The 22,287-nt window shown below is 68.6% G+C and carries 15 protein-coding genes; 7 read left to right on the top strand and 8 right to left on the bottom strand.

Translation table 11 applies throughout. The features are described from left to right. Positions 1–30: 30 nt before the first annotated feature. The 5 genes from gmhB to cysD form a co-directional block, all read right to left on the bottom strand. The gene (gene gmhB / locus Sp245p_RS26295; RefSeq protein ID WP_014200336.1) at positions 31–573 is read right to left on the bottom strand and encodes an HAD family hydrolase; all 543 of its coding nucleotides are present in this window, start codon (positions 571–573) and stop codon (positions 31–33) included. 116 nt (positions 574–689) lie between these two features. Next, the gene (locus Sp245p_RS26290; RefSeq protein ID WP_014200337.1) at positions 690–1,628 is read right to left on the bottom strand and encodes a replication protein RepA; all 939 of its coding nucleotides are present in this window, start codon (positions 1,626–1,628) and stop codon (positions 690–692) included. 462 nt (positions 1,629–2,090) lie between these two features. After that, positions 2,091–3,050, bottom strand: coding sequence for a UDP-glucuronic acid decarboxylase family protein (locus tag Sp245p_RS26285; RefSeq protein WP_014200338.1), 960 nt, complete (start codon positions 3,048–3,050; stop codon positions 2,091–2,093). A 171-nt stretch (positions 3,051–3,221) separates the two neighbouring features. Then, positions 3,222–5,144 carry an adenylyl-sulfate kinase gene (cysC, locus tag Sp245p_RS26280; RefSeq protein WP_014200339.1) on the bottom strand — a complete coding sequence of 641 codons (1,923 nt, stop codon included), beginning with the start codon at positions 5,142–5,144 and terminating at the stop codon, positions 3,222–3,224. Further along, positions 5,144–6,049, bottom strand: a complete 906-nt coding sequence (cysD, locus tag Sp245p_RS26275) for a sulfate adenylyltransferase subunit CysD (RefSeq protein WP_014200340.1) — start codon at positions 6,047–6,049, stop codon at positions 5,144–5,146. The genes cysC and cysD overlap by 1 nt, the downstream gene beginning before the upstream one ends. A gap of 199 nt (positions 6,050–6,248) precedes the next feature. Here cysD and Sp245p_RS26270 point away from each other — a divergent pair, with 199 nt between their 5' ends. Beyond that, positions 6,249–8,417, top strand: a complete 2,169-nt coding sequence (locus Sp245p_RS26270) for a glycosyltransferase family protein (RefSeq protein WP_129557236.1) — start codon at positions 6,249–6,251, stop codon at positions 8,415–8,417. Positions 8,418–8,556: 139 nt separating this feature from the next. Here the strand turns inward: Sp245p_RS26270 and Sp245p_RS26265 are convergent, their stop codons facing one another. From Sp245p_RS26265 to Sp245p_RS26255, 3 genes are all read right to left on the bottom strand, one after another. Further along, positions 8,557–11,094 (bottom strand): glycosyltransferase, encoded by a 2,538-nt coding sequence (locus Sp245p_RS26265; protein WP_041814853.1) that lies wholly within the window; start codon positions 11,092–11,094, stop codon positions 8,557–8,559. Further along, the gene (locus Sp245p_RS26260) at positions 11,091–12,233 is read right to left on the bottom strand and encodes a glycosyltransferase family 61 protein (protein ID WP_014200343.1); all 1,143 of its coding nucleotides are present in this window, start codon (positions 12,231–12,233) and stop codon (positions 11,091–11,093) included. The genes Sp245p_RS26265 and Sp245p_RS26260 overlap by 4 nt, the downstream gene beginning before the upstream one ends. A 126-nt stretch (positions 12,234–12,359) precedes the next feature. After that, entirely contained in the window at positions 12,360–13,334 is a 975-nt protein-coding gene (locus Sp245p_RS26255; RefSeq protein ID WP_014200344.1) for a glycosyltransferase family 2 protein, read from the bottom strand. Between the two features lie 196 nt (positions 13,335–13,530). On the opposite strand from Sp245p_RS26255, the gene Sp245p_RS26250 reads away from it, so the two are divergent. The 6 genes from Sp245p_RS26250 to Sp245p_RS26225 all read left to right on the top strand — a co-directional run bounded on the left by Sp245p_RS26250 (position 13,531) and on the right by Sp245p_RS26225 (position 22,030). Beyond that, entirely contained in the window at positions 13,531–14,967 is a 1,437-nt protein-coding gene (locus Sp245p_RS26250; RefSeq protein WP_014200345.1) for a DUF2142 domain-containing protein, read from the top strand. 169 nt (positions 14,968–15,136) lie between these two features. Then, entirely contained in the window at positions 15,137–16,246 is a 1,110-nt protein-coding gene (locus Sp245p_RS35185; RefSeq protein WP_014200346.1) for a hypothetical protein, read from the top strand. Positions 16,247–16,363: 117 nt separating this feature from the next. Beyond that, a complete protein-coding gene (locus Sp245p_RS26240; RefSeq protein WP_041814855.1) occupies positions 16,364–18,193 on the top strand; it encodes a class I SAM-dependent methyltransferase in 1,830 nt (609 codons plus the stop codon). A 25-nt stretch (positions 18,194–18,218) separates the two neighbouring features. After that, complete coding sequence (locus tag Sp245p_RS26235; RefSeq protein WP_014200348.1) at positions 18,219–19,259, top strand: rhamnan synthesis F family protein; 1,041 nt, start codon at positions 18,219–18,221, stop codon at positions 19,257–19,259. Between the two features lie 355 nt (positions 19,260–19,614). Continuing rightward, complete coding sequence (locus Sp245p_RS26230; protein WP_082188333.1) at positions 19,615–20,778, top strand: glycosyltransferase family 4 protein; 1,164 nt, start codon at positions 19,615–19,617, stop codon at positions 20,776–20,778. A 31-nt stretch (positions 20,779–20,809) separates the two neighbouring features. Then, positions 20,810–22,030, top strand: a complete 1,221-nt coding sequence (locus Sp245p_RS26225) for a glycosyltransferase family 4 protein (protein ID WP_158310488.1) — start codon at positions 20,810–20,812, stop codon at positions 22,028–22,030. Positions 22,031–22,287: the final 257 nt, after the last annotated feature.

Below are 22,287 nucleotides of genomic sequence, written 5' to 3'. Positions count from 1 at the left end.
GCCAATCCGCTCCGGTGTGCCTGCGGCCGGTCAGGTCAGAAAAGGGATCAATTCAGTCAGCTGATGGATTGTCAGGGTTGCCGCCGTCTCCTGTGGCAGCTCCCCAGCCGATTCCAGCATGACCCGTTGCGCCACGCCTGCGGTCTGCGCCGCGGCCATGTCGGTCGGCTGGTCGCCCAGGAAGACCGACCGGGACAGGTCGAGGTCCAGCCGCCGCGCCGCCTCCAGGATCATGCCGGGGTTGGGTTTCCGCCAGAAGCTGTCGCGGGCGTAACGTTCCACCGTGCCGCCTTTGTGGTAGGGGCAATGGAAGACTCCAGCCACTTCCACGCCCTGGGAGCGGAACATGTCCCGCATCCAACCGCTCAACTCCAGGAACGCGGTTTCGCTGAAATAGCCGCGCGCGATGCCCGATTGGTTGGTGATGACGGCAATCCGGAAGCCACGGTCCGCCGCGTGCCGCGTCAGGGGAAAAATGCCGTCCATGAACGTGAAACGGCCACGGTCGCCGACATAACCGTGATCGACGTTCACGATCCCGTCGCGGTCGAGCAGAAGGGCTCTGTGGGGCATGGAATCCTTTGCTGGAGCGGGGCCGTCTGGAGTGTTGTCGCGAGCGCCGCCGGCGGGGAGTTTGGAGTCTTGTCGCGTGTCCCGAAAAAGCTGAGCCGCTTTGCAGAGAGTTGCGCTCAGCGCATGAGCTGGCTCGTCTTCCGTTCGGGAATCGGGGGAGGCGAGGGGTGCAGGAGCAGTCCATGATCCTCCACGTCGACGCGCGCCTCGGGATAGACGGCGAGGGCCAGTTGAAGAGCTTCGATGAAGCGCTTCCGGAAATCGCGCAGACGCGAATAACCGGCCCCGAACTGTTCGAACACCGCCGGCCAAGTGATGGTCGTGGATTTGTTCAGGCTGTGCAGCCGGTAGGCCAGCCAGATGTAGATGTCGATGCTCGTGCTGTTGTTCTGGATGTGCCGCAGCGCCGGCTCCCAGATCGGCACGGGATGCGCTTTCAGTTCGCGGAAGAAAGCCTCGGACAGCAGGACCCTGTCTTCCCACAGCGTCCCCTGGGGGGAATTGTGCTCCGAGGAGAAATGGATGCCGCCCTTGACAATCGAGTCCTTCTCGAAGCCGAGGCTGTTAGCGTCTTCCCAGGCGAAGGTCAGGTTGCAGGCGGCGATCCGCGAGGCTTGTTCTCGGATGTCGCGGTAGGTCTGCCCGCCCACCGACAGTCCCATGCGATCCAGCCAATCATGCATGCTGCGGCCCAGTTCGACCTCGCGGCTGTCCGTTTGCAGCGCGCGGGTCTGCAGATACAGCAGGATCATGCGGGCCCGGCTGCCATAAGGAACGCCGTAGAGTTTGAAGCCGCCACCACGAACGGGCAGTCGGCCCGGCTCGATCAGCAAACGAATACGATGCCCGCGCCTTTCCCACGGCTGATCGTCGGGAAGGCGGCGATGCGGAAGCGCGGTCAAGGCAAAGCCTGAATAGGTAATGCCAAGATCCTGCCGTTCTTCCTCCAGTACCGCCGCGGCGATGTCGACCAGCGAACGCTGATCAGGGTCGGTCTGGAGTGCTTTGGCCTGCTCACGGCCCACTTGGCTGATCAGGCGATGCAACTGGCCCATAGCGCGCTGTTCTCGCCGTTTGTTCCGGGTCCATTTATGGTCCGATCCATAACACGGCAGGTTGACAGCCGCAATTTGGAATCTTGTCGCGCAGACTATTTGTAAGGTTACTAGATTCACCTATTAGTTTGAGCGACAAGACTCCAGTAGAGAATCGCGAGTCGCGCGACAAGAGTCCAGGAATCGCGCGACAACATTCCAGGGGATAACCCATTCTTCCTGTGGAAGCTTGGTCGCACGCGACAAAACTCCAGTTCTACGTTTCCGAATCGCTTTTGAAGGCGATTCGGAACGCGACTCGGTGAATTGGGCAGGGACGGCGGGGTGTTCCGGTCTTGCGGGAGCCAGCCGGCGCGCCTGAGTCGGGGGAGGGGCGCGACAAGACTCCAAACCCATGGCCTTCCGTATCCGGTCCGGACGGTGTGCGGGGGGCTGGACGCGCCGTCCGGATGGGCCGCGGGCTCAGTCGATGAAGCGCTGCCGGAAATAGGCGATGGTGCGCTCCAGCCCGTCGCGAAGCGGTACGGTCGGCTCCCAGCCGAGCAGGGCCTTGGCCTTGGTGATGTCGGGGCGGCGCTGTCTCGGATCGTCCTGGGGAAGCGGACGGTGCTCGACCAGCGAACGCGACCCGGTCAAGGCGATCACCTGCTCGGCCAGTTCCAGCATGGTGAATTCGCCGGGGTTGCCGACGTTCACCGGGCCGGTGACCTCGTCGGGGGAATCCATCAGCCGGATCATGCCCTCGATCAGGTCGTCGACATAGCAGAAGGAGCGGGTCTGCTGGCCTTGGCCATAGACGGTGATCGGCTCGTTGCGGAGCGCCTGCATGATGAAGTTCGAGACGACGCGCCCGTCGTTGGGGTGCATGCGCGGCCCATAGGTGTTGAAGATGCGCATCACCTTGATCGCCAACCCGTGCTGGCGATGATAGTCGAAGAACAGCGTCTCCGCGCAGCGCTTGCCCTCGTCGTAGCAGGAGCGCGGCCCGATCGGGTTGACGTTGCCCCAATATTCCTCCGGCTGCGGATGGATGGCGGGGTCGCCGTAGACCTCGCTGGTCGAGGCCTGGAGGATGCGGGCGTTCAGCCGCTTGGCCAGCCCCAGCATGTTGATGGCGCCATGCACGCTGGTCTTGGTCGTCTGCACCGGATCGTGCTGGTAATGCACCGGCGAGGCCGGGCAGGCCAGATTGTAGATCTGGTCCACCTCGACATAGAGCGGAAAGGTCACGTCGTGGCGGATCGCCTCGAAGTTCGGGTGGCCCAGCAGGTGGGCGATGTTGCTCCGCGATCCGGTGAAGTAGTTGTCGGCGCACACCACCTCGTCGCCGCGGGCCAGCAGGCGCTCGCAGAGGTGGGAGCCGAGGAAGCCGGCGCCGCCGGTCACCAGGACGCGCCGATTGTAGCTGCGGATTGCGGTCATGGTGTCTCTCCAGGCGGTTTCAGCGGGCTGGGCGGTTTCAGCGGGCATGATGGCCTCGCGCCGGCGTCCGGGCGCGGAACTGCCTTGCAGATGGCCGCAAGCGTCCGGCTTTGGCAAGCGATTGTGCCGTGCCGGCGATGTCAGGCCAAGAGATCCAGCCTACGGCCCGCCTCAGGCTCCGGCAATGCCTCTCCGCCGCAGTTCCTCCACCACGCGCCGGGCGAGCGCGTCGGCGTCCTCCGCCGCCGTGTCGAGCCGCAGCTCGGGCGCGATGGGCGGTTCGTAGGGGGAGTCGACGCCCGTGAAGTTCTTCAGGGCCCCGCTGCGCGCCTTGGCGTACAGCCCCTTGGGATCGCGCCGCACGCATTCCTCCAGCGGCGTGTCCACGAAGACCTCCAGGAACGCGCCCTCGGGGAGCAGGGCGCGCACCGCTTCCCGCTCCGCCCGGAAGGGGGCGATGAAGGCGCACAGCACGATCAGCCCGGCGTCCGTCATCAGCTTCGCCACTTCGCCGACGCGCCGGACATTCTCCACACGGTCGGCGTCGGTGAAGCCCAGGTCGCGGTTCAGCCCCAGCCGGACGTTGTCGCCGTCCAGCATCATCGTGTGATGGCCGAGCGCGTGGAGAAGCCGCTCCACCCGGTTGGCGACGGTGGATTTGCCGGCTCCCGACAGGCCGGTGAACCACAGCACCGCCGGGCGCTGCCGCTTGAGGTCCGCCCGTTCCGCCGCGGAGACGGCCAGCTCCTGGGGGTGCAGGTTGGCGGCGCGGCGCAGCGGGTGCTGGATCATCCCGGCCCCGACGGTGCGGTTGGTGTAGCGGTCCACCAGGATGAAGGAACCGGTGTCCCGGTTCGCCGTGTAGGGATCGAAGGCGAGCGGGGCCGCGGTCGACAGGTTGCACAGCCCGACCGCGTTCAGCTCCAGCGTCTGCGCCGCGGTGTGTTCCAGCGTCTCCACGTTCAGCGCGTGGCGCAGCGTGGTGACGGTGGCCGGGACCCAGCGGCTTCCGGCGCGCAGCAGATAGGAACGGCCGGGCATCAGCGGGTCTTCCGCCATCCACAGCAGATGGGCGGCGAACTGGTCGGCCACCTCCGGCGCGTCGCCGGGGTGGCTCAGCAGGTCGCCGCGCCCGGCGTCCACCGCATCCTCCAGCGTCACGGTGACCGCGTCGCCGGTCCGCGCGCGCGCCGCGTCGCCCTCGAAGGTCAGGACGCGGGCGATCCGGGCGGGCCGCCCCGACGGCCACACCGTCACCGCGTCGCCCGGCTCCAGCGACCCCGACAGCACCGTCCCCGACAGGCCGCGGAAGTCGGGGTCCGGACGGTTCACCCATTCCACCAGGAAACGCAGCGGCCCGTCTGCCGTCCGCTCGTCTCCGACCTCCGCCGTCTCCAGATGCGCCAGCAGGGTCGGGCCGGCGTACCAGGGCATGGCGCCGGAGGGGTGGACGACGTTGTCGCCGCGCCGCGCCGACAGGGGGATCGCCGTGACCGACCGGAAGCCGAGCGGCTCCGCGAAGCTCTGGAAGTCCCGTGCGATGGCGCTGAAGACCGCCTCGTCGCCGCCGGCCAGATCCATCTTGTTGACCGCCAGCACGACGTGCCGGATGCCCATCAGCGAGCAGACGATGGCGTGGCGGCGGGTCTGGGTCAGCAGGCCCTTGCGCGCGTCGGCCAGCAGCACCGCCAGCGACGCGGTGGAGGCGGCGGTCGCCATGTTGCGGGTGTACTGCTCGTGCCCCGGCGTGTCGGCGACGATGAAGCTGCGCCGTCCGGTGGCGAAGAAGCGGTGCGCGACGTCGATGGTGATGCCCTGCTCGCGCTCCGCCTCCAGCCCGTCCACCAGCAGGGAGACGTCGATGTCCCCCTCGGTCTCGACGCGGCCGCGGCTGTCGCGCCGCGCCTGTTCGAGCTGGTCGTCGGGCACCAGCCCGGCGTCGTGGAGGAGGCGGCCGATCAGCGTGGACTTCCCGTCGTCCACCGAACCGCAGGTCAGGAAGCGCAGCAGGCCGCGACCCGCGGCGGGTTCGGCAACGAGAGCGGCGGCAGACGTGACGGAGGAATTGAGGATGGAATTGAGGGGGGTCGTCATCAGAAATAGCCCTCGCGCTTCTTGCGCTCCATGGAGGCCGGTTCGTCGCCGTCGATCAGGCGACCCTGCCGTTCGGAGGTCCGCGACGCGCGCATTTCCGCCAGGATATCCTCCACGGTCGCGGCGTCGGAGGGGATGGCCCCGCTCAGCGGGTAGCAGCCCAGCGTGCGGAAGCGGACCCGCATGATCTCCGGAACCTCGCCGGGGTTCAGCGGCAGGCGGCCGTCGTCCACCATGATCAGCGCGCCCGACCGGCGCACCATCGGGCGCTCCGCCGCGAAGTAGAGCGGCACCACCGGCAGGCGCTCCGCCGCGACGTAGCGCCACACGTCCATCTCGGTCCAGTTGGACAGGGGGAAGACGCGCACCGACTCCCCCGGTGCGAGGCGCGTGTTCCACAGCCGCCAGGGTTCCGGCCGCTGGTCGCGCGGGTCCCAGCTGTGGGCGGCGCTGCGGACGGAGAAGACGCGCTCCTTCGCGCGGCTCTTCTCCTCGTCGCGCCGTGCGCCGCCGATGGCGGCGTCGAAGCCGTGCCGGTCGAGCGCCTGGCGCAGCGCCTCGGTCTTCATGACGCGGGTGTGCAGGGCCGAGCCGGAGCGGATCGGGTCGATGCCGCGGGCCACCCCGTCCTCGTTGCGGTGAACGAGCAGCCTCAGGCCCAGCCGGCGCACCGTCTCGTCGCGGAAGGCGATCATCTCCCGGAACTTCCAGCCGGTGTCGACGTGGAGAAGAGGAAACGGGATCGGCGACGGGTGGAAGGCCTTGCGCGCCAGGTGCAGGAGAACGCCGCTGTCCTTGCCGATGGAATAGAGCATCACTGGGCGGGTGAAGGCGGCTGCGACCTCCCGCAGAATGGCGATGGACTCGGCTTCGAGAAGCCGGAGGTCGTCGGGCAGCGTCGGCATGGGATTCCAAGGCGGTGCTTCGGGGGCGGCGCCACCCTATGCGCCCGGCCGACCGGGAGTCTAGTGTCCTATCCGTGACAGGTTTCGTTTCGCTTGTTCGTGTTTGCGGCTGATAATGGGGTCACCACTCGTTGTGTTTGTGCGCGCAAAATTCCTGACGGCTCCATGTTTTTCGGTATGTTCGACGTCCTTCGGCAACGTGATCGAATTGGTAGAGATGGGAAGAGAGAACCACCGCATCGCATCGGGGGGTGCCGCGACGCGCATTCTGCTGCCCGCAGCGTGGCTTTTGGTGCTGATGACGGCGCTGTTGAACGGTTTCCGGCTCAGCCTTCACAGCGATATGCTGTTTCAGGCAGACCTGTTCCGGGATCTGTTCGACCTCGGCGGCGCATGGTCCCATTGGCGGTTCACCCCGGCTCCGGCCTATGTTCCGGACACCGCCCTGAACGCTCTCGCCTATCTTCTGCTCGTGCATCCGGGCGACCGCATTCTGTTGGTCACCATCCTTCAGATCCTGATCCTCGCCGGGTCCGCCATTTTTCTGGCGCGCCAGATCATGCCCGACGTCTCGAAAGTCGGAATCGCGTCGTTGTTGATTGTCCTGTCGCTGACCAATCTCGTGGCCGTGGACCATGGTTGGTTCTACCACATCCACAACAACGTGCATGTTCCAACGACCATCTTTGGATTGCTGTGCCTGGGCGCGTTCCTGCGTTTCATCGATCGGGGCGGTGTTGTCTGGCTGCTGGCCCTTGGTCTTGGCGTGGTCGTTGCGGTGCTTTCGGGTTCGCTGTTCATCCTGGCCTTCGTTGTGCCGATGTCCCTCGTCGGACTGATGACGGCCGCGCTTGCGGGAAGGGATGCGCGGACGCGAAACCGGGTGATCCTCGCAACCCTGATGGTTCTCGGGGCGTTTGCCGTGGCCAAGGGGCTGGAAGGCTACGTGACCTACAACGACCCGCTGCTTGGCCGGGCGTCGATCTCGCGTGTGCGGATGATCGCGTCCTTGAACAAGTTCCTGGACAGCTTTGAGCTTCTCTATCGCTCCGCCGATGCCCTCGTCTGGATTTTTCTCGGGTCCATGGCCGCGGCCTTGCTGTATTCGGCGGCGGCTTTGCCTGGCATCGTGCAGTTCCGCCGCGAAACTGGCGCACGGACCGAAGGGCTGTCGAGCCTGCGGATCGGCATGGTCGAGTGCGATGGCAGGTTGGCCATCGCCTGGGCATTTTTGTTGGCGTCGGGCGGTGTTCTGGTCACCGGGTCGATCATCTCCGGCGGGTATGCGGACGAATTCGGCCTGCGGTACCTCATGCTTCCCGGCGCCCTAGTCTTTCTGCTGAGCCTGATCATTCACGACCGCCGGTGCGCCGGGCGGCAGACCCGCTCCCGCTGGTCCGGCTACGCCGCAGGGCTGTGCCTCGTCGGCCTGGGAGCGACAGGTGCGGCGATGGCGACGACCCGGATCATGGCTCCCGACTTCAGTTTCTCCCATTTGCGCGATTACGGAGTCGTCCCAATTCTCGGGCTGCAGGGCGATAACCGCCTTTATGAATGGCAGATCGCCGCCTGCCTTGACGATCTGGGCGGCAAGCATAAGCTGCGCACCGGTATTTCCGATTACTGGCATGCTCGGGGTGTTCAGTACCAGACCCGCTCCATCGACCGGATGATCGCGGTGCAACCCGATCTCCGTCCCTTTTTCTGGATGTCGACCGTCGGCCCCCTCATCCGCCAGCAGCACTACGGGACCCACATCAACTTCGTGATCACCGCAAGGGATTCGGCCGCCGCCGGCTCCATCCCGTTCCTGGCCGACAACATTGAGGCTCAGTTGCCTTCCGGATACGAGCGCCACCGGTGCGAACAGGCCGCGTTTGATGTTTTCTATTACAGCGGATCGGAACTGCACGATTTCATGATGAAACGGCGTGTTCCGCAGACCAAGCTCGAGACGGGCCTATGGGGCGAGTCCGCAGTCGCGCTTGTGGCGGCCGACCTGCCGGGCATCGTCGGGCATGTCCAGGGAGACGCGCGAACGGTCCAGGGAGGGGATGGGCAAGGTGGTGTCCTGACCTTCGGCCCCTACGCAAATTTGTCGCCGGGGAAATACGTCGCCTGTGTCGACTACCAATCCAGCACAGGGGGTTCGGGTGGGTCCGGCGTCGGCTCTTGGGACTTTGTTGGCGTCGTGGACGGCCCGCAAACGTTTTTCCAAGCACCTTTGAAAACGGGTAGGCAGAGCGCTTGCAGTGGTGAGGTTTCAGTTCTAAAAGGTGCCAAGAATGTGGAGGTTCGCACCTTCTTCAATGGTCTCGGGGATCTGTCGGTTTCAGGCATTGCACTGAAACGCATTGATTCAAAATAAGACGATTCCTTGTCTGTTAAAACCTGCGCCGTATCTTCGGTTTGTCGGCGAGCGCAAAGCCCGATGTGCCGGGCTTTGCGCTCGCCGGCATGAAGCCGGAGCGAATACAAATTGGCTTCGATAAAGCCCGGCAGCGGCGTCAGGGTGCGGGAGGCGCAGCCCGCCCCGTCACCTGAAGAAGGGCCGACAGCGCCGCCTCCGCCGTGACCGTCGGGACGACGAAGCCGTTCGGCCAGTGGCGCAGCCGTTCGGCGGGCGCGCCGACACCGAAGACGCCCACCGGCAGCCCCAGCCCGACCACCTCGTCCAGCACGTAGCAATGGGTCTCCGGCCAGATCGAGGGCAGGAAGACGGCCCGGCATCCCCGCCCGGCCAGCAGGCGCGGCAGCTGGTCCGGCTCGTAGGGGCCGTTGTCGTGGAAATGGGCGGAGGGGATCGGGCGGTCGATGTTGCCGAACAGCTCGAAGACGAGGGGAAGCCGGTGCGCCTCGGCCAGGCGGACCATCGCCTCGACGATGTTGGACCCCTTGGCCACCCCGATACCGCCGACGATTGCCACGCGCGCCGCCGGATCGGACCCGGCCGGCGGAGGGGACGGGGGTGGCAGCGGGGTCACCGTCACGTGACCGGCCAGATGCGGGATGATCCTCAGCCGTCCGTCCTCCAGCGAGAAGGCCCGCCGCATGGTGGCGAGCGCACTCCGCGAGAAGAAGACGTGGCGGTCGGCGAGGTCGAAGAAGGCCTGCCACAGGCGGCGGTGTCCCGCCAGATCGAAAGCGGGGTCCGGCGTCACCGTCCCCACCGGCCCGTGGCGGTGCGGGTTAGCCGGCAGGCAGGCGCGGCAGCGCTCCAGTCCCGGGACGCCACAGAACCGGTCCTGCGCGTCGATCAGGTTCAGTGACGGGCACACCGGGAAATAATCGTGGTGGAGAAGGCGCAGCGGCACGCCCCGCATCGCGCGCAGATCCCGGATGAAGGCCATCACCGCCGCCGGGTCGGCGTAGCCGACGAGGGAACTGACCGTGATCCCGGCCAGCGGCAGCGCGCCGGCAAGGGCCGCGAGGTCGGACAGGTCGTTGGCCAGCCAGCGGAAGCTCAGCCCTTCCTCCGACGGTTCTTCCTGCGCCGGGTCGCGAAGCCGCAGTTCTAGGTCGAGCGCGCCAGCCGGCATGCCGGGCATCGGCCGGCCGGCCGGGCGCACCAGCAGGACGGCATGGCCCGCCGCCTGAAGGCGCGCGATCTCCGCGGCGCGGAAGGTGGCGGTTCCGCCGCCGCCCGCATGGTCGAACAGCAGCACGGTCCGTTTGCGGCCGATCCGGCCCAGGGCGACCACCGCGGCGGCGGCGCGGACGGGGCGCAGCGGATCGGCGCGGATGAAGTCCTGGACCTCCGCGTCGAACTCCGGATAGCGCTGCCGGATGACCGCGCCGGAAGCGGCGATCAGGCGTTGCCTCTCCTCGCCGGGGAAGCTGCCGCCGTGGCGGTGGTGGACGTAGAGGTTGGGCACGGCGACGTTGACGAAGCCGTGCCGTTCGGCGCGCCGGCACCAGTCCACCTCCTCGCCGTAGCCGCGTCCGAAGGCGTCCAGGTCGAAGAAGCCGGCGGCGCGCAGGGCCTTGCGGTTCAGCGCCATGCAGAAGCCCACGCCGGTCGGCACCTCCACCGGCGGCAGCTCCGCCAGCGACGCGAAGGCCGCGTCGATCTCCCCGACCGTGGCGCCGAGGAAGGGGGCGTTGTCCTCCGGCATGGTGGGAAAGCCGCAGATCGTGCCGGCGTTGGTCAGCGGCGTGGTGCTGGCGACCCGCGGCATGCGCTCGATCGGGCCGACCAGCCGCTCCAGCCAGCCCGTTGGCAGTTCGACGTCGGTGTTCAGCAGGACGACGTGCCCGTCGGGGTTCAGCCGGGTCGCCACCTCCAGCCCGTCGGCGACGGCGCGGGGATAGCCCTCGTTGCGCGGCTTGGCGACGACCGTGACGTTGTCCAGCGACACGCCGAGCGCCACCAGGAAAGCGGAGACGCTGCGGTCGGGGTTGCCGTCGTCCACGAAGACGATGGGGTGCCGGGATTCGACCGTGTCGAGCAGGCTGTGGAGCAGCGGGGTCAGGAACGTCTTGCCGCCATAGACCGGAACCACGATGGAGACGGGCGCGGCGAGCGGCGCGGCGGCGTGGGGCATCCCGGCGTGCCGTGGCGTGGCGAACAGGCCGAGCGCCGCGCCCGCTCGGCCCAGCGCCGGGGGGAGGGCGGTGGCGAAGGACACCCCGCGCTCGGTCAGGAAACGGTGCTCCATCACCGCGATGCCGCTGCCCATGGCCGGTTGCCAGCCGCGCAGCGACGGGCCTTCGCGCACCAGCAGCGGCAGGCTGGCCCCTTCCTCGTCGGCGCCGGGGGTTCCGGCGGCCAGATGCAGGGTCACCGACGTGGCGCCCGAGGGCAGGGCGGCCACCAGCTCGAAGCCGGAGCGGTCGGCCTGCAGCATCCTCAGGGCGAGGCCCACGTCGTGACGGCCGATCCCCATCAGCAGACGGTCGACGGGAGAAGGCGGCGCGCCATCGACGGAGGCCGCGACGAGGCAGGGGCCGTGGCGGTGGTGGAAGGCCCAGCCCTCGACCCGCAGGTCGGTGCCGACGGTCACCCTGTCGATGCCGATGGTGAAGCTGGACGCCGTGTCGGTCATGGAACGCATCCGGAAACGGGTGTCGCGTCGGGGAGCGGGAACTCGCGGCTTTCGAGCCCAAGGACCTCCGCCGCGTCCTCCGGGTCCAGGAGGAGATCGGTGTCCCAGGGCATGTTGCCCCGCACCGGGCCGCTCGGGGTGCAGCGGATTTCCGTATAGTCCAGGCCGCGCAACGTGGCGATGAACCAGAAGAAGGTGTCGGGCATGCCGGCCGGTGCCAGGGCGGTGACGCGGGTTCCCGGTGCGGCGAAGGCGATGTTGGTCAGGGCAGCCCCCATGACCCCGGCGATCCGCGACGCCCCCTTGAACAAGGCGATCTGGTCGGCCAGGGGCAGAAGCGCCGGCTCCACCGGAACGGCGCCCGCCGCCATGGCTTGCATCAGCAGCGCGTCCTCATCGACCAGCCGGCGGAAGCCGACGCTCTGGCGGCTGACCAGAAGGGGGCGGGGCGGGCGGGGGGGAACGGCTGCAGCGAGGGCCTCCACGCACTCCATGACCAGCGGGGACATGTAGGCCCCGTGATCGGTCAGCCCCTCGACCAGCAGCAGCTCGCCGAAGGCCCGGGGGGCGTCGCCGGCCACCACGGCGCGGGCCGGGTCGATGCCGAGGAGGGCGAGCGACGCCGCCATGGAGGCGCGCAGCTGGCCGGGCACGTCGGCCACCAGGACGCGCGCGCCAAGGTCGGGACGATGGCGGTGGACGAGATGCGCTCTGGGCAGCATCTCCATCAGCCAATGTCCGTAGTTGCCGACGCCGCGCTTCTTGCACAGCACGACCGGACCGTCGCGGTCGGGCGTGGCGCCGCCCCGCGCGATGGCCTCCCGGACGGCGGCCTGCGCCCCGGCCACCTCAGCCGCGCTGTGCTGGGTGACGGTCCTGTGATAGAGCGCGCCGTCGCGGTCGAAGACCAGCCCCTCCTTGGCGACCCAGACGTCGCGCAGCCGCAGCACGCTCACCCGGCGTTCCTCGAAGCGGCCCGGCGCCCAGGTGGCCTCCATGGTGCGCAGGACGTCGGGGGGCACCCGTTCCCTGTGGCGGATGGACGGGTGCGGCGCCTCGAAGGCGGGCGACAGGAGAGTCAGAAGATCCGCGCCGGCCGGCAGCTCCGTTGTGATGGGTGGGATCGGGGTGGACGGCATGCAAAGGTCCAGTCAGCGTGTCCGGATCGGCGAAGCCCGGCCAGCCGGCGCCGTGGCGACTATAGCCGCAAGGCGGTTGTGGGACAAAGAGTCGTGGGACAAAGGGATGAGCGGAAAGGGGCCGGGTCACTCCGCCGCTCCGCCTCCGGCGGGCTTGCGGGCCAGCAGGCGCGGCAGGGCACGCCAGAGCATCGCGCTGCCGCGCAGAACGGCGCGGGCGTCCGCCGGCGAGCGGGCCAGCAGTGCGTGGGACAGCCGCACCAGCGGCTCCAACCCCAGCGTGGCCGCCGTGGCCAGGGCGGCGCCGGCGGGCGGGAAATGCTTTGCGGCGAACAGGATCCGGCTGCGCAGCCCGTAGAACAGCCGCAGGTCGCGCACCTGGTCGCTGGTGCCGCCGCCGCGGTGATAGGCTTCCGCTCCGGCGAAATGCACGACCGCCCAGCCGGCCCTGCGGGCGCGCAGGCACAGGTCCACGTCGTCGTAATAGACGAAGAAGCGTTCGTCGAAGCCGCCCAGCTCCTCGAACAGCGATCGGCGGATCAGCAGGAAGGCCCCCATGACCTGATCGACCGGCCGGCTGTCGGCGTGGTCCCACTCCGTCATGAAATGCGGCGGGAACAGCCTGGGCCACAGCCGGTCCAGCCCCACCGCCTGGGCCAGGATGCGGCCCGGCGTCGGCGCGCGCGCGCAGCAGCGCTGGGTTCGTCCCGTCCCGTCCACCAGCCGGATGCCGAGGACGCCGACGCGCTCCTGCGCGAGCTCCGCCAGGAAGGCGAAGGCCGGCGCCAGCGACCGCTCCGACAGCCGGGTGTCCGGGTTGAGGAACAGCAGCCAGTCGGCCCGCGACCCGGCGGCCCCCTGGTTGCAGGCGGCGGCGAAACCCCGGTTGGATGGGTTGCGCAGCACGGCGAGCGGAACGCCGTCCGCCGCCAGCCCGTCCGCCGAACCGTCGGTGGAGGCGTTGTCGACGACCGTCATGAGTTCCAGCGCGAAAGCGCCGGTCAGCGCCGCGGGAATGGAGGCGACGCACTGGCGCAACAGGTCGCCCGCGTTCCAGTTCACGGTGACGATGCGGAGGCTGGGTCGGTTGGCGGGGGGCATCGGCGGGGGAAACAGGTGGGGGATGCGGGCGAGGCGGGGAGCGGCACCATGGCACGCCCCGGCGCGCGGGGGGAAGGTTCGGCGTTTCCAGCACCGGCGGAATATGGTCTGTTACCGCCGCGGCCCGGACCGGGGCCGCGTCTTCCGTTTGGATTCCCCTGTTGCTGTCGAGCCGGTGTGGATGTTGAAAGAGTCGATGAGCCGTTCCGTGCCCGTCCGCCTGCGCGCGGCCTTCCGGTTCGAGCCGCTTCTGATCGCCGTTCCATCCATCCTCTTCTTCCTGCTGTTCGGCGCGTTCCTTCTGGTCAAGACGCCGCCCTACGCCGGGCCGGACGAACCGTTCCACTGGCAGCGGGTGCTGCAGATCGCGCAGGGCCGCTTCCTGGCGGACACACTGGGGCCGAACTCCTGGGGCGGGCCGATCGACGAGGCCGGCTACCTGCACATGATCCATTACTTCGTGCTGATCCAGAAGCATGAGCCGGTGGACGCCGCCCAGGCGCGCGCCCTGTCGGACCACCTGGCCGGCAAGCCTCCGGCCGACCGGGTGGTGCCCTTCCCGAGTTCGGCCAGCTTCGCGCCGCTCGCCTACATGCCCCAGGCCGCCTTCGTCGCCGCGGCGCGCGCCTGGGGGCTGGGTCCGCTCGAGCAGGCGCACGCCGGACGGATCGGCAACTTCGCCGTCTACGGCCTGATGATCCTGGCCATCCTGCGGGCGTTGCCCGGCGGGCGGCTGGTGTTCCTCGCCCTGGCGCTGTCCCCGGGGGCGCTGCAGAGCGCCTGCTCGCTGAGCGCCGACCCGCTGAACCTGATGCTTCCCGCCCTGATGCTGGCGCTGGTCTGGGGCTACCGCGAGCGAGGCGCGCCGCTCGGTCCCTGGGACATGGCCGGGCTGGTCGCGCTGTCGGCGGCGCTCGGCCTGCTGAAGCTCACCATGGCGCCCTTCGCCGGGGTCGTCCTCTACCTGCCCGCCGCGGTGGCGGGCGGCAGCACCCGGTTCCGGATCGGTCTGGCCGCCCTGTGCCTGGGCGTCGCCTTGGGCATCGCCCTGCTGTGGAACATGGCCTATCCCTTCGTTCCGGGCCCCTATTGGGGGACCGGCGCCGACCCGGCGGCGCAGCTTGCCCGGCTGCGGGCCGATCCGCTGGGAACGCTGGAGCTGTTCGCCGTCAACGCGTGGGAATGGGGCCTGACGTGGTGGCGCGACAGCTACGGGCGCTACGGCGGACACCCGTCGCCCTGGAGCGGCTACGCCCCCGACCGCTGGATTCTGCCGGCGCTGTTCGTCCTGCCCCTTCTGGCGCTGTGCGACGGCGCCCGGCGCCGCGATCCGGTGGTTGCGGTGGGCTACCTGCTGCCGGCGCCGGGCTACGTCCTGCTGATCATGACGGCCTTCTGGATCGGCTACACCACGGTGGGGTCGACGACGGTCGAGGGGGTGCAAGGCCGCTACTTCCTGGCCGCCCAGCTCCTGGTCGTCCTGGCTCTGGCCGCGGCGGCCGGGCCATGGACGCCCGCCGGGCTCCGCCGCGGCCTGCGCCTCGGCCTCTTCGCGGCCGCCCTGGCGCTGAGCGGGGCGGTCCTGGTGCATGTGCTGACCGCCTGGAGCGCCCTGTGGGTTCCCGCCGGCTGAGGGAGTCCAGGCTGACGGAACCCGGGCCGGCGTCCGCTCCGGCCCCGCCCGCCCCGCCGCCCCGACGGGGCGGGCGAATTGACAGGGCGTGAGTGCCACGCCTATCTGTTGCGGCCTTTCCCCTTCGCTCGCGGGCCGCGTCTGCCTGCATGGACATCAGGACGGTGGCATGGAACAGCGCCCTTCTTCTCTCCGTCTCGCGGCCAGGACCATCCGCGGGGCCCTGTCCAGGGCCGGCCTCGCGAAGGCCGCAACAGGGCGGGGCCCGGCGCGCAAGCCGTTCGCCCACGCCATCGAGGTCTTCTGGTGCGACCGCGACGGGGCCTATCTGGAAGGCTGGATACACGCCTACGACAAGCGGATTCTCCGCCTGCGCGTCGCCGCCGGGGAGGACGCCTACGAAATCGCCAGCTTCGCGCCGCGCCCGGACGTCCTGTCCCATTACGCGGACTTTCCCAACAGCGGGGAGAGCGGATTCAAGCTCTATCTCCCCTGGCGGGCCGGGACGCCGCTGACCTTCGAGGTGGTCACCGCCGACGACCGCTTCGTCGAGACGATCGAACTGCCGCGATCGTCGTCGTCGCTCCGCACCCCCTTCTGCCTGACCGACGGCAGCGCCTGGCGGGACCCCCACCCCGAGCAAGGCCCGGCGGAGGAGGCCTACGCCGCCTTCCAGCGCGAGGTGAACGAGCGCGCCCTGGTCGTGGCGGAGGTCGGCGCCCGGGTGGTCAGTTCGCAGATGAGCCCGCTGCGCGCCGCCTTCGCGGGGGCGGAGCGCTACATCGGCATCGACATCCACGCCGCCCCCAACGTCGACGTGGTGGGCGACGCCCATTACATCGACGCGCTGATCGGACGGGACGCCGCCGGGGCGGTCTTCTCCCTGTCGGTGATGGAGCATCTGGCCCAGCCCTGGCTGTTCGCCTACGGGGTGAACCGGGCGCTCCGGGTCGGCGGCCTGACCTACCACCTGACCCACCAGACCTGGCCGCTGCACGAGGAGCCGAACGACTTCTGGCGTTTCAGCGACGAAGGGCTGAAGGTGCTGTTCGGCCCGGCCACGGGGTTCGAGGTGCTGGCCGCCGGTTTGTCCAGCCGTGCCCGCATCTATCCGGACCATCGCCAGCCGGCGCAGGCGCTGATGCCGCTGGTTTCCGCCTTCGGCGGCGCCTTCGTGCTGGCCCGCAAGGTGCGGGATCTGCCGGACGGGGCGGTGGCCTGGCCAACCGACCAGGACCGTTCGGAGGAGCGCGCCCGCCATTATCCGCAGCGCGGGTGAGGAAGACGGCCCTGCGGCAATGGCGACATGGCGCTCCGGGCAAGGCCCCCGCCCTTGTTGCCATCGGACCGGGCTGTTAAAGACAACGAGTGTGTTGGATCGAGACCGGGGATAGGAATGGAAAAGATCGCCATGGGTGGCGCCGAGATCATCAATTGGACCCAGACGATCGCCTGGGAAGCCGGTGATCGCCACCTGGAGGCCACCTGCCCGGCCTGCGGGGACGCCGGCGCCAAGCCGGTGCGCCTGGCGGTGCGCTCGCCCTGGCCGCCGCACCCCGAACAGCCGCTGGTGACCTGCGCGGCCTGCGGCACGGCCTTCCACCCGACCATGGGGCAGCCGCCCTACGAGGCGGTCCTCGATCCGCTGGTGGATGTCTATCTGGAGCAGAACGCCGGCATCGACGTGATGGCCGAGCTGTTGGCGGCGGTCGATCCGTCCGGCATCCGGCGCTACATCGAGATCGGCTGCGGCTTCGGCTTCCTGCTGGACTATGCCCGCGTGGCGTTCGGCTGGGACGCCCGCGGCTTCGATCCGGGCTACAGCGCGCGCTTCGGGCGCGAGGCGCTCGGCGTGGACATCCAGCACATCTATCTGAACTCGGCGGCGGACGCCGGGTCGGAGCCCTTCGACCTCGCCCTGTGCGCCGAGGTGATCGAGCACGTCTTCGAACCGGAAAAGCTGCTGGTCATCCTGCGCGACTCTCTGACCGCCAACGGCACGCTCCTGCTGACCACGCCGAGCGCCAGCGGCATCCGGCCCGAGACCCAGCCGGGCACGCTCCTGTCGTTGCTCTGCCCCGGCTACCATTACGCGCTCTACAGCCCCAAGGGCATGGAGGCCCTGCTGCGGCGCGTCGGGTTCAAGAGCGTCTCGGTCATCGACCGCGGCCACACGCTGCGCGTGGCGGCCTCCGTCGGGGACGAACTGCGGGCCGACCTCGCCCGGCCCTTCGACCGGCGCTCCTACCACGACTATCTGCGCACGCGCATCGGCACGACGGATCCGGTCAGCCCGCTCGGCGTCGGCTACCGCTACCGGCTTTTGAAGGAGCTGACCAACGCCGGCCAGTTCGAGGCCGCGCGCGCCGCCCAGGCCCAGGTGGCCGCGGTGATCCGGCAACGCTGGAACATCGACCTGACCGATCCGGCCGCCCTTCACGCCGCCCTGTTCGAGGCCCCGCTGCCGGCGAGCATCGAGGCCTACCACGAGCGTTATCCCTTCTGCCTGGGCAGCGTCCTGTATTTCAGCGGCATCCTCGCCTGGCTGGCCGACGGGCGCCGCGACATCGCCCAATCCTGGTTCCAGGCGGCCACCCTCGCCGGCGAGCGGATGCGCGCGACCCTGCACATCATCGGCGCCGACGACGAGGAGAGCGAAGAACTGATGTGGCGCGCCCGCTGCTACGTCAGCCATCTGCGGGTGTGGAGCGAGCCGGCAAAGGCGGCGGAGGACATCCGCCAACTCGCCAACATGCCGAGTCCGCTGCTCGGCGAGCGCGTGCCCGCCCGCATCCTCGAGGACGCGCAGCGCAAGATCTTCGTGGATCTCGTCAACCTCGGCCAGTACGCGGCGGCCGACAGGCTCGCCGGGCCGGTCGAGGCCGCCCTGCCGTCCGGTGGCGAGGGGCTCGCCTCCCTGGCCTTCGCGCTCGGCATCCTGACGCTCAACCACCGCAAGGCGCCGCGCGCGGCCGCGGCCTTCTTCGGACGCGCCCATCAGGCCTGTCTGGATATGCCCGACCGCGAGACCGCGCCGGTCGTCCAGTCGCTGCTGTGGCCGGCGCTGTACCATCAGGGCCAGTCCCTGGCCAACGCGGGGCTGCGCCAGGAGGCGGGCGAAGCGTTGCGCGGCCTTCTGAAGCCAGCCGCCGGCCTGCCGTCCGTACCGCTCGACCTGCGGGCCCGCACGGAGCTGTTGGTCCGCACCCAGCGTCTGCCGGTTTGACCGTGAGCAAGGACATGCCATTTTGATGATCGGCATTATGTACCGTCTCGTTCAGCGGCTGCGCATCGCGTTGGCGTGGAGCCTCGCGCAGCTGAAGCTGGGGGGCGCCTATCTGTCCTACTGGGCCTCGTTCCTTCGCCGCGAGAGCTACGTGCAGGAGCGCTGGGAGGGCGCGCAGTCCCTTGCCGGGGCCAAGCGCGTCGCCGTCTTCGTGCATTACGACCGCCAAGGCGTCGTCCACGATTTCGTCGAGCACTATCTGCGCCAGCTCCACGATCTCGGCTTCGCCATCGTGTTCACCAGCAACGCGCCCCGGCTGGCGCAGTCGGACACGCTGCGCGACCTGTGCGCCCTGGTCATCCGGCGCGACAACGTCGGCTATGACTTCGGCGCCTACAAGGAGGGCATCGCCGCCATTCCCGAGCTGGCGGCGGTGGACACGCTCCTGCTCGCCAACGACAGCGTCTATGGCCCGCTGTACCATCTGGCGGGCGTCCTGGACCGGATGGACCCGCAAGGGGCCGACGTCTGGGGGGCGTCCGACAGCTGGGAGTTCTCCTTCCATCTGCAGAGCTATTTCCTGGTCTTCCATCGGGCGGCCCTGGCCTCTCCGGCCTTCACGGCCTTCTGGACGAAGCTGCGCTACGTCCAGTCCAAGACCTGGGTCGTGCGCCGGTACGAGGTCGGCCTGACCCGCGCCCTGCGCCGCGCCGGCCTGCGCTGCCGTGCGGCCTTCCCCTACCGGCAGGCGGCCTCCGCGCTGATCGAAGCGGTGGTGGAGCGCAACGTCGCCGGCGATGGCCTGGACCCGGTGCGCAAGACCTTCATCCAGCAGGTCTTCCGCACGGTCAACGCCGGAGTGCCGTTGAACGGCACGCATTTCTTCTGGGACTATCTGATCTCCCAGATGGATTTTCCGTTCCTGAAGCGCGATCTGCTGCAAAAGAACCCGGCGCGCATTCCGCTCCTGAACTATTGGGAACGCGTGGTGAGGCAGTCCACCGACTACGACACCGACCTGATTCTGCGCCATCTGGAGCTGTCGTTGAAGAACCGCAGCGTTTGAGCGCCGGAACAGGGCAGGCGACGGAGGGGGGCGCCGTCCGTGGTTCGCTGGCGGCTTGCCCGTGGCTCAATGTCGCGGGCGGGCGCGGGTCGCTTCGCGCTTCAACCTTCGGGGACGTGCCGCGTTGCCGGGGGATGGGCCTTTTCCACCAATGCGGGTCCAATGTCGCGGTGGACTTGGTTTCAGGACCAACCGATGGCCGTGGATACCCGCGACCCGAAGGCTGCTGGACGCGACGGAAAGGCGATGATATATCGTTTTCCCCCAACCGGCACGAATTGCGCTCAGCGAGCCTGATGACGATCGCCCGCGACGCCCTTGGCCATTTGTCCCCCAGCCCCTGCGTGATCACTTGATGTGCGAAGCCGCCTCTTCTTCGCTTTCCGCAGCGGCCGGGCGCCGGCGGAAACTGTTGATCTGGTATTGGGGACGACGCGGCGGGGGAGCGCAGTACTGTTACGAGATGGCGCGGGCGCTTCAGCGGCAGGGCGAGTTCGATCTGTGCCTGTCCTTGTCGCGGCAATCGGATCTGTACGACCGCTTCCTGGAGTTGGGAATCTCGTCGCTGGACATCGACACCTACACGGACATCGGCAGCGCCATGCGGTCCGTGATGCGGTTGCCGCGGCTGCGGCGCGCCTTCGCCCGCTTCCTGGACGAGCAGGGGGTGGATGCGGTCCTGTGCACCATGGCGCATCTGTGGAACCCCCTCTTCCTCGACCTGATCCGCAGCCGCAACCTGCCCTATGTGGTCACCGTCCACGACGCGAAGCTGCATCCGGGGGAGCAGTTCAAACCCTATCAGCGATGGCTGGACCATGAGATCGGCCGTTCCGACGGCGTGGTGACGCTGAGCCGTCATGTCCGCACCGTTCTCTGCGCCCGCCATGTCCTGCGGGAGGATGCGGTCATCACCGCGCCGCTCGGGCCGCTTTTGAACGAACGGCTGCACCCCCTGCCGCTCGACGGGCGTCCGCCGCGGCGCTTGGTGTTTTTCGGCCGGATCCTCGAATACAAGGGGGTCGACCTCCTTCTGGATGCCTTCGCGGCGCTTCTCCGCGACTTTCCCGACATCACCCTGTCGATCCACGGCAGCGGCAATGCCGCGCCCTACGCGGACCGCATCGCGGCGCTTCCCAACATCACGCTCGACAACCGCTACATCCCGGAGAACGAGATCCCGGCCATCATGGGCAAAGCCGATCTGGTGGTCCTGCCGTACCGGGAGGCCAGCCAGTCGGGCGTCATCGCCATGGCCCAGTCCTGCGGCGTTCCGGTGGTGGTCACGCCGGTGGGCGGTCTCGTCGAGCAGGTGATCGACGGAGAGACCGGGCTGGTCGCCAGCCAGGTCACGGCGGACTGTCTGGCCGCCTCGATCCGGCGCATGATCGAGGACGGCGCCCTTTATGAGCGCTGCGCCCGGGGCGGGGTCCGGCATTCCGCTTCCGTCTGGACCGAAGCCGCAGCGGAGGTGTCCCGTCTCATCACCCGCCTCAGCGCGGAACGGCAGCGCGTCTAGCTCCCTGCGGAGCGCCCTGGAACACGGACCCATGCGAACTCTTGCTCACACCGCTTGGCGGTTGATCCCGCCGGGGCTGCGCCGTTCCCTGCTGCACAAGGCGGCGGCGCTGCTGGCGGCCCGCCCCGCAACCGGCCCGGTCGCCGAAAGCCGCGCGGCGGCCCCCTTCATCGTGGTGGGGCCCATCGACACGGCAAGCGGCATCGGCGCGGGCGCGCGGCATTGCCTGCATGAACTGCAGGCTGCCGGAGCCACGGTCGGCGGCATCGACATCGGCCGCTGGTTCCTGGGCGGCGACCGGCAAGGGCCCGTCGCCTTCCAGGATGCCCGCGACTGGACGGGGCCGGGAACCCTGATCCTGCACATGAACGCTCCGCTGGTCCCGGTCGCCTTGGCCACCCTCGGCCGGGATCTGGTGTCCGGCAAGAAGATCATCGGCTACTGCGCGTGGGAACTCCCCGACCTGCCGCCAGCCTGGCGCGCGGCCTGCCGCTTCATGCACGAGGTCTGGGTGCCGAGTGCCTTCAACGCCGAGGCTTTCCGCCGCGCCGCGCCGCGTCTGCCGGTGACGGTCGTTCCGCATCCCGTCGCGGCGCCGGACCTGCCCGGGCGGTCGCCGCCGGCGGATGGGCGTCCCTTCACCGTCCTGACGCTGTTCAACATGGGCTCCGGCTTCGTGCGCAAGAATCCGCTGGCGGCTATCCGCGCTTTCCTGGAGGCCTTCGGCGACGATCCCGGTGCCCAGCTGGTCGTGAAGACCCACCATACGGAGGCCTATGCCGACCAGCGGAGCGCCTTGCGCACGGCGGTGGCCGGCCGGAGCAACGTCCGCCTGATCGATCACACCCTGAGCCGGGACGAGCTGAACCGGCTGATGACCGGCTGCGACGTCCTACTGTCCCTTCACCGCAGCGAGGGCTTCGGGCTTCCGCTGGCCGAGGCCATGGCGTCCGGAATCCCGGTGGTGGCCACCGGCTGGTCGGGAAATCTGGAATTCATGACGCCGGATACGGCCGGCCTGGTCGCCCATGCGCTGGTCCCGGCCGCCGACCCGGGAGGCCCCTACCATCATCCCGAGCAGCTCTGGGCGGAGCCGGATGTGCGGGACGCCGCCCGTTGGCTGCGTCGGCTGCGCGAGCATCCGGACGAGGCGCGGGTCATGGCGGAGAGAGCACGTGAGCACATCCTTGCCGACTTTTCGGCGGAGGCGTGGCTGCGCCGTGTGCGGGAGCGCCTGGATCTTCCGTCCTGAGCCGGCGTCAAGGGGAACAGCGAAGATTTGGTCGAGGATTATTGTTATCTTGAAAGATAATATGCAACTTTTTATTCGCGGCGGAGAGGGGCTTTCTTCCCTGGAGAAGCGGATTGACAGGCCTTTCTCGTCTCGCCATAAACACCTCTTGAAAATTAGGGATTCTTTCGATTGCTGTGACGTTTTTCGGTGATGCTTCCTTTCCTGGGGCAGGTCCTTTACCAGGAAGGACATTGTGGGACAGTGTTTCGCCTGGC

Source organism: Azospirillum baldaniorum, from assembly GCF_003119195.2.
Lineage (GTDB): Bacteria > Pseudomonadota > Alphaproteobacteria > Azospirillales > Azospirillaceae > Azospirillum > Azospirillum baldaniorum.
Note: the sequence above shows the minus strand (reverse complement) of the source record. Positions and strands in the feature narration are given on the sequence as shown.